The sequence below is a fragment of the Symplocastrum torsivum genome, assembly GCF_059505465.1.
Window position 1 is genome coordinate 1 of record NZ_JCACKQ010000101.1, and the last position, 8,014, is coordinate 8,014.

An 8,014-nucleotide genomic window follows, 5' to 3' on the forward strand; every position below is an offset into this window, starting at 1 on the left:
TTATTAAGAAAGATGTGACTAATGCATAGCTTGATAAGGGGGGATTAAGGGGGGTAATTTCGACTTTTGCAAGAGGTCTAGTATTTCGCTAGAGCAGCTAGCTGGCGTTGCCAACCTCAAACCCCTGCGCCTGTTGCGGGTGTTTCGCAAGCATGTTGGGTTACCTCCCCACGCCTATCTAGTGCAGACGCGAGTTGCTTATGCCAAAGCGCTCTTGAGTCTGGGATTGCCAATCTGCCATGTTGCTGCCGATACGGGTTTCACTGACCAAAGCCACCTCACCCGTCACTTTAAGCGGTTGGTTGGAGTCACCCCCAAACAGTACGCGCTGGGATGCGGCAATAACGTACAAGATTTTCAGATGGAGATTCTCTAGGCTGGAAATGTTTTCAAGCTTTAGCCACGATGACTCGCTCTTGTCTGTCAACCCATTTACCTACGCCATTGTCCGAGTTTTTGGCTGGAAGTCGGGCAATTTTTCCACTGGTTGTTGGGGCAATTCCCTTTGGGATTATTTATGGAACGCTGGCAACTGGGAGCGGTCTTTCAGTTGCCGGAACCCTGGCGATGTCTGCGTTTGTGTTTGCTGGGTCGGCTCAGTTCATCGCCGTGGGATTACTGGCAACGGGAACGGCTCTACCGCTGATTTTGCTGACAACGTTGGTTGTGAATCTACGTCACCTGCTTTACGCGATCAGTTTGCTTCCCTACATCAGGCATTTACCTCAGCATTGGAAGATTCCCATCGGCTTCTGGTTGACGGATGAAGCCTTTGCTGTGGCGATCACCCGCTACAGCCAAAACGACTCCTCACTCCACAAGCATTGGTATTACTTGGGGGCGGTTCTGCTGATGTACGGCAATTGGCAACTGTGCACCCTTGTTGGTGTGTCTATCGGGCAACGGCTACCGGGTGCGGCGAACTGGGGACTCGACTTTGCGATGTCCGTTACGTTTATCGGCATGGTAATTCCCTACCTCAAGACTCAGCCCATGTTGGTGGCGGTTCTCGTTGCAGGCGTTACGTCACTATTGGCTCACCCCTTACCTCACCAACTGGGCTTGATCGTGGCAGCACTGGCGGGAGTTGTCGCCGGATTCAGCACAGAAAAACTCAAACTCAAGGGTGTTCGCGATGAATGAACTAGTTCTAATTGGCGGGATGGCGCTGATCACCTTCTCAATCCGCTATGGGTTGATTGGAATGAGTGGATGTATCCAGCTTTCCCCACAGCTTATGCATTTGCTGCGCTATGTTCCTCCTGCTGTTTTAACCGCGATCACTATGCCGACCATCCTAATGCCGACCGGTGATGAACTGATGCTCAGTCATACAAATGCTCGATTGATTGGGGCAGCCGCCGCGATTCTTGTTGGCTATCGGACAAAAAATCTGTTGCTAACAATCCTGCTGGGAATGCTGACGTTTTTCATTTGGCAGTGGCTCCTCCAACTCAACTGAAGTTAGTGACTGCACTCGTCGCGATCGCACCCGCCCCTTAAAGAGCCGCTACCAGATAACTACCCAAGGGTGAACATTACAAATTGGTACACCCTGCCCTAATACCTTGCTTCACTGTAATATCTCTTGCTTTGTATCAATATGACGTAAAAAGCATTGTGTCTCAATCGCTGATAAGTCAGCATTCCACTTATCAATGAGTTGCAAGACGATGGGGGTCATTCTCAATAGAATGCGGTTTTGCACGTCCTAAGTTCCATAAATTTCCGGTATTAGCTTAATCAACGCTATAGCGTCATTAGAGCCATTTTCCTACCTCACCTTATGTGAGATTATCGGAAGTAAGCACCGTGAATTGACGTGTGGTTGATAAGTTCGCCTTAATTGTGACAGTTCTGGGATTCCAATGCTGTCTATCGTCATACCAATTCGCTAAATGCCTGCCACAAATAGTGCCTCCATATAGAAAAACTTATGGCTTGTATCCAGTAAGTCTGGTTAGGGTAGAAGCGAGGGAAATCCAGCGTAGGAGATAAGAGGCTGATCGGGATGTCAAGAAAAACACGCGCTCCGTTTAAACCCTATGCTGTTGCCGTCTTGTGTGTCTTCGTTGCAATAGTATTGACACAACTCTTAGAGCCTTTCCTAGGCTCTGTCTCCTTCGCTTTTTTTTATGCGGCGGTGACAGTAAGCAGTTGGTACGGCGGTATAAAACCAGGGCTATTGGCGATTGGGCAATTCAGATCTATAGCCGCGCTTCAGGACGCTGAAATTGAACTTAACTTAAAACCTATCTTGGAAAACTTGCCTGGTCTAAATTAACCGAACGTCAAAGAATAGGGATAGTTCATTCGGAATCAGGTGAAACACATTTGCACTGATCTTGCCCGATCAAACACTAGGAAACCCACTCTAGCAATGTGTTCTAAACCGTGAAGTTTAGATAGGGAGACAAACTAATGAACCGTGATCGGCAATACCTTTACTCCACTGCTATCGATAATCCTTAAAAGTTGCAAAGCCTGCCGCAACACCTCAACAGCGCCAGTTTGAATCATGTATTTACCCATATTGCACAAGAGGTTGCTCAGCGGCTTCAGTCATCTCATGAGTTTCCAGTTAATCGAGACAGCAATCCTGATGAGGCGATAGCGATTCAAGCGATCGCACATTTGCAGCGATTGACCCCTCTGACTAATAAGGCTATTAAACATCAACTTTATAGCTATCCACAAGGAGAAAAGAGCAATCTTATGACACAATCTTTCTGGTTTTTTGGTTCTCGCCTCACCATCGTTGCTGACCATACCACGACCGGAGGTCAGTACGATCTAATTGCAGGCTACTTCCCACCTGGCTCACAGACTCCTCCCCATCGCCACACGCGCTATTCGGAACAACTCTATGTACTGTCCGGGGAGTTCACAGTGTGGGCCGGTGAGAACAAGGTTGTGCTAAGCGCGGGTGAAAGCTTCCTGATTCCGGTTGGCACACCTCACGTCGTCGCGGTGCTCGGCGATAAGCCAGCTCGTGGGTTGGTCGTTGCTGCGCCCAGTGCCTTTGCTCGGCTGATTGCAGCAGTGGGGACGCTGGATGAGACAGAATCATCGGACATGGAGCTAGTTGAACGCATTACCGCTGAGATTGGCGACGAAATTCTGGGTGCGCCCGGAGATCTACCCCCCACATGAGGTGATGCGGGAAAACTTTTTAGCGCAGATCGTCAACATCAGGCTGCTCCTCATCGTTCTCGTGTTGAAAGCAACCCACCGCAAACTACTCTTTCACCCCTCAACAACCACAGGATTCATCATAATGAAAAAACTAGAAGGAAAAGTCGCTCTTGTCACCGGCGGTACCAGCGGCATCGGTCTTGCCACTGCTAAGCGCTTTGTCGCCGAAGGGGCATATGTCTTCATCACCGGTCGTCGCCAAACTGAACTTGATGCCGCCGTCAAAGCGATCGGTGAAAACATCACGGGTGTTCAGAGCGATGCCTCCAAGATGGAAGACCTCGATCGCCTGTTCGCCACGATTGAGCAAGAGAAAGGACACCTCGATGTGCTCTTCGCCAATGCTGGTGGTGGAGAACTCGTTCCACTTGGAGCAATCACCGAAGAACACTTTGACAAAACGTTCAACACTAACGTCAAAGGACTGCTATTCACCGTGCAGAAGGCACTACCTCTGTTGCCAGAGGGCGCTTCCATCATTCTAAACGCCTCGACTACTACTACTATGGGTACCCCAGCCTTCAGCGTTTACAGTGCGACCAAAGCCGCTGTGCGCTCGTTTGCTCGCAATTGGACACTCGACCTCAAAGAGCGCAATATCCGAGTTAATGCTATTAGCCCTGGTGTAGTTCCTACTCCCGGTTACAATCTCATGGGACTGAGTGATGAGCAGGTGCAGGATTTCGTAGCAACTGAAGCCAAAAATATCCCACTAGGACGAGTCGGCACACCGGATGAGATTGCCAAAGCCGTCGTCTTTCTCGCTTGTGACGACAGCAGCTTTGTCAACGGCATCGAGCTGTTTGTCGATGGCGGTATGGCACAGATTTAAAGTGCCCTAAAAATACCCATCACCAAAACCATAGAGGAGTTCGCTGCTATGAATGCAATTAACGGCATCATCAGTCAGCCCAGCCCATATTCAGTAACCGAAACCGTCGATCGCTTAGAAGCTATGCTTTAGGCAAAAGGCATCACCATTTTTGCCCGCATTGATCAACGAGCTGAAGCTAAAAAAGTTGGACTTAGCCTGCGTCCGACACAGTTATTGCTGTTTGGCAACCCTGAAGCCGGAACACCGCTCATGGTGGCACAACCGACGATCGCTCTGGATTTACCCCTGAAAATACTGGCATGGGAAGCGGCTGACGGTAAGGTATGGCTGAGTTACAACGATCCTGATTACTTAAAACAGCGGTTCTCTCTCTCCAATGAGTTGGTCAAAAACATCGCGGTCATTCCACCTTTAGTCAATCAAGCACTCCGATAAGCAACTCATTCATTTTTTGATATCCCATGTTGGCTGCTGTAATCGAATGCAATCCAAAACTTCACCTATAACCTTACAACGAGTAATCTCATGACCACATTTCGCACGATCGCAATCGATGGTTTAGAGATCTTTTATCGAGAAGCTGGCTCTCGCGATAATCCAACGATTCTGCTGTTGCACGGCTTCCCGACCTCATCTCATATGTTCCGTAATCTGATGAGTGCACTTGCTGATCGCTTCCATCTGATTGCACTTGATTATCCTGGCTATGGCAACAGTTCGATGCCAACCGTGGATGAGTTTGACTACACGTTTGATCATCTGGCACAGATCGTGGAGAAATTTATTACAGCGGTAGATCTCAAACGATATAGCCTTTACGTGATGGATTATGGTGCTCCCATTGGCTATCGGATTGCAGCTAAATATCCAGAGCGAGTGGAAGCACTGATTGTGCAAAACGGGAATGCTTACGAGGAAGGTCTGCGTGAATTTTGGGACCCGATCAAGGCATACTGGCAAGAGCGTTCGCCTGAGAATGCTGACAAGCTCAGACCCTTTTTTACACTAGAAACAACAAAGTGGCAGTACACCAATGGTGTCCGCAAGCCTGAAGCAGTCAGTCCTGATACCTGGAATATGGATCAACTCTTCCTCGATCGCCCCGGAAATGTTGAAATTCAACTGGCGCTGTTTTATAGCTATGGCACAAATCCACCGTTATATCCGCAATGGCAGGAATATTTCCGCAAATATCAACCCCCCGCCCTGATTGTTTGGGGTAAAAACGACTACATATTCCCTGCCGAAGGCGCTTATCCCTACCAGCGCGATCTGAATGACGTTGAGTTCCATTTACTCGATACGGGACATTTTGCGCTGGAGGAAGATGGGGACGCGATCGCAAACCACATCGGTCAATTTCTCACGTCACGGCTGCAACCCATCCCTGCCTAATCAAATGTTGATTTCTGATCCCCATTAATTGGTTAAAAAGGAAGGACAGCATGACAACTCAAAATGTAACCATTCCCGCCTTGTTAGGGGGCAGTTTTAGCGCCTATCTAGCAGCACCCAGTACTCAGCCTCGTGCAGGAATTGTGCTGATTCAAGAAGTCCTTGGGGTCAATAAGAATATGCGGCAGACTGCCGATGATTACGCTAAAGAAGGCTATTTGGTGCTCGTGCCAGATTTATATTGGCGACTAGAACCCGATGTGCAACTTGATCCTGAGGATGAGAATCAGTGGGCTAAAGCCTTCGAGCTACTCGGAGCGTTTGATGTGGATAGCGGCGTAGAAGACCTGAAGGCAACCCTGTCTTTTCTGCGGCAGTATCCCAGTAGCACAGGCAAGGTTGGCAGTGTGGGCTTTTGTTTGGGCGGCAAACTGGCATATTTCATGGCAACACGTACCGATGCGGATGCCAACGTCAGTTACTACGGTGTTGAGATTGACAAGAATTTAGCGGAGGCGACAAAGATTCAGAAACCGCTGATATTGCATATGAGTGGAAATGACGAGTATGTATCACCAAGCGCTCAAGCGACCATTCAGCAAGGACTGAAAGACAACCCCCTGGTAACAATCTATCGCTATGAAGGAGTAAGTCACGGGTTTAGTCGCGTGGGTAGTTCTGCTTATCGCAGAGAAGCCGCCGAATTAGCGAGCGATCGCACGTTGGCGTTTTTGAAACAACACTTAGGCAGTGGTGTCATCCAAGGAGTAACCTCATGACCGGCTATCGCACAGTCTCAATCGATGGTTTAGATATTTTCTATCGTGAAGCGGGTTCTCGCAACAACCCAACGATTCTGCTGTTGCATGGCTTCCCGACTTCCTCTCACATGTTCCGCAATCTCATACCTGCACTTGCGGATTCCTTCCATTTGGTTGCCCCTGATTACCCTGGCTTTGGCTATAGTTCCATGCCTACGATGGATGAGTTTGATTACACCTTCGATCGCCTTACCGAAGTAATGGCAGACTTTATCGATGCGATCGGCTTGAAACGCTACAGTCTTTACCTGATGGATTATGGCGCTCCCATTGGTTATCGTCTTGCCACGCAGCATCCAGAGCGAGTAGAGTCGCTGATTGTGCAAAATGGCAATGCCTACGAGGAAGGGCTAGGTGATTTCTGGCAACCAATGCGAGCTTTTTGGCAGAACAAGACACCCGAAAATACTGAACGGGTGCGTCAGGCTCTAGCTATCAAGGGCGCGAAATGGTATTACACCACTGGAGCGAGAAATTTAGAGTCCCTCAGTCCCGATACTTGGGCTTTGGATGAAGCGCTTCTCGATCGCCCTGGTAACTCGGATATTCAACTGGCATTGAAGTACGACTATCAATCCAATGTGTTGCTGTATCCGCAATGGCAAGCCTATCTCCGTCAGTATCAACCACCCAGCTTAGTCGTGTGGGGCAAAAACGACCAGGGCTTTTTAGCCGAAGGAGCCTATGCCTACAAGCGCGACTTGCAGAACCTTGAGTTTCATCTACTCGATACCGGACACTTTGCCCTGGAAGAAGATGGGGACGCGATCGCAGATCATATTCGCTGCTTTCTGACCACCCACGTTGTCGAGAACACCATGATCGACATGACAACAACAACCGATCCCGATTTTGCTGCCCGCGAGGCACTACGCCTGCTCGGTCCCGATCCCGAAAACTGGGTACCCGATCGCCCTGGCATCGATCACAATGTCACTATAATAGGTGGCAGCGGCAGCGGTAGCACCTTTGTATTTGCGCTACGGCGTGCTGGGATCGGTCGCGTGACGGAGATCGATGCAGCCGATGACGAGGCTCATGCAGGCGTGTGGCTGACGCGAGCGCGGATGAAAACGCTCCGCACGCCGAAAAATCTGCCTGGTCCAGAACTAGGCATCCCAGAATTGTCCTTTCAAGCCTGGTACGAAGCTCGGCACGGTGCGGCAGCCTACGCGCAGATCGATCGCATTGGGCGAGTGGCTTGGGCTGAGTACCTCAGTTGGTATCGGCAATTCCTCGGTATCCAGGTTCGTTACCAGACGAAGTTGGTGCGGATTCAGCCAGATGCAGGTTTCTTCCGCCTACACCTTGAGGTAAACGGTGTCCCGCAGGTAGAAACTACGCGCAAAATTATCTTCGCCAATGGCGTGGCTGGCACTGGTGGTCCATACATACCTCCAGTACTGGCTGACTTACCACGCACGCTGTACGCACATACCGCCGATGCCATCGATTTTGAAGCACTGCGCGGTAAGACTGTGGCGGTGCTGGGTGCGGCGGCTTCGGCTTTCGATGCAGCAGGAGTGGCGTTGGAATCGGGAGCTAAGGCAGTACACCTGTTTGTACGGCGGTCAGAGCTTGCATCTCTGTCATTACTGCGGGTACGGGACTATCCTGGCGCTTATGACAATTATCCTCAACTACCCGATGCAGTTCGCTGGTTCCAGGCTTGGCGCTTTCATCAAGCAGGCACCGCGCCACCACCAAACTCGATTAATGGGACTTAAACAAATATCAAGCCCAAACAAAGCCCAAACTAGCTTTATAA

At 49.8% G+C, this 8,014-nt stretch carries 11 protein-coding genes; 10 read left to right on the top strand and 1 reads right to left on the bottom strand.

The genetic code is table 11. The features are described 5' to 3' along the window. Window positions 1-82: 82 nt before the first annotated feature. Genes AC5JL3_RS24835 through AC5JL3_RS24845 form a run of 3 tightly spaced genes read left to right on the top strand, consistent with a single transcriptional unit; the run spans window position 83 to window position 1,462 of the window. A complete protein-coding gene (locus AC5JL3_RS24835) occupies window positions 83-376 on the top strand; it encodes a helix-turn-helix transcriptional regulator (protein WP_496077030.1) in 294 nt (97 codons plus the stop codon). Between the two features lie 29 nt (window positions 377-405). Next, on the top strand, window positions 406-1,143 hold the full coding sequence (locus AC5JL3_RS24840; RefSeq protein ID WP_496073997.1) for an AzlC family ABC transporter permease: 738 nt from the start codon (window positions 406-408) through the stop codon (window positions 1,141-1,143). After that, window positions 1,136-1,462 carry an AzlD domain-containing protein gene (locus tag AC5JL3_RS24845; protein ID WP_496077022.1) on the top strand — a complete coding sequence of 109 codons (327 nt, stop codon included), beginning with the start codon at window positions 1,136-1,138 and terminating at the stop codon, window positions 1,460-1,462. Before AC5JL3_RS24840 ends, AC5JL3_RS24845 begins: the two co-directional genes overlap by 8 nt. Window positions 1,463-1,573: 111 nt before the next feature. Here the strand turns inward: AC5JL3_RS24845 and AC5JL3_RS24850 are convergent, their stop codons facing one another. Further along, window positions 1,574-1,708, bottom strand: a complete 135-nt coding sequence (locus tag AC5JL3_RS24850) for a hypothetical protein (RefSeq protein ID WP_496077023.1) — start codon at window positions 1,706-1,708, stop codon at window positions 1,574-1,576. Between the two features lie 303 nt (window positions 1,709-2,011). Between AC5JL3_RS24850 and AC5JL3_RS24855 the strand changes: the two genes are divergently transcribed. The 7 genes from AC5JL3_RS24855 (at window position 2,012) to AC5JL3_RS24885 (ending at window position 7,973) form a co-directional block, all read left to right on the top strand. Then, window positions 2,012-2,284, top strand: coding sequence for a hypothetical protein (locus AC5JL3_RS24855; protein WP_496077024.1), 273 nt, complete (start codon window positions 2,012-2,014; stop codon window positions 2,282-2,284). A 191-nt stretch (window positions 2,285-2,475) separates the two neighbouring features. Continuing rightward, the gene (locus AC5JL3_RS24860; protein WP_496077025.1) at window positions 2,476-3,153 is read left to right on the top strand and encodes a cupin domain-containing protein; all 678 of its coding nucleotides are present in this window, start codon (window positions 2,476-2,478) and stop codon (window positions 3,151-3,153) included. 124 nt (window positions 3,154-3,277) lie between these two features. Then, complete coding sequence (locus AC5JL3_RS24865; protein WP_496077026.1) at window positions 3,278-4,027, top strand: SDR family oxidoreductase; 750 nt, start codon at window positions 3,278-3,280, stop codon at window positions 4,025-4,027. A 147-nt stretch (window positions 4,028-4,174) separates the two neighbouring features. After that, a complete protein-coding gene (locus AC5JL3_RS24870; protein ID WP_496077031.1) occupies window positions 4,175-4,465 on the top strand; it encodes a DUF302 domain-containing protein in 291 nt (96 codons plus the stop codon). 90 nt (window positions 4,466-4,555) lie between these two features. Further along, window positions 4,556-5,425, top strand: a complete 870-nt coding sequence (locus AC5JL3_RS24875) for an alpha/beta fold hydrolase (protein WP_496077027.1) — start codon at window positions 4,556-4,558, stop codon at window positions 5,423-5,425. A 50-nt stretch (window positions 5,426-5,475) separates the two neighbouring features. Next, window positions 5,476-6,204 carry a dienelactone hydrolase family protein gene (locus tag AC5JL3_RS24880; RefSeq protein WP_496077028.1) on the top strand — a complete coding sequence of 243 codons (729 nt, stop codon included), beginning with the start codon at window positions 5,476-5,478 and terminating at the stop codon, window positions 6,202-6,204. Beyond that, window positions 6,201-7,973, top strand: a complete 1,773-nt coding sequence (locus AC5JL3_RS24885; protein ID WP_496077029.1) for an alpha/beta fold hydrolase — start codon at window positions 6,201-6,203, stop codon at window positions 7,971-7,973. The genes AC5JL3_RS24880 and AC5JL3_RS24885 overlap by 4 nt, the downstream gene beginning before the upstream one ends. The last annotated feature ends 41 nt before the right edge of the window (window positions 7,974-8,014 follow it).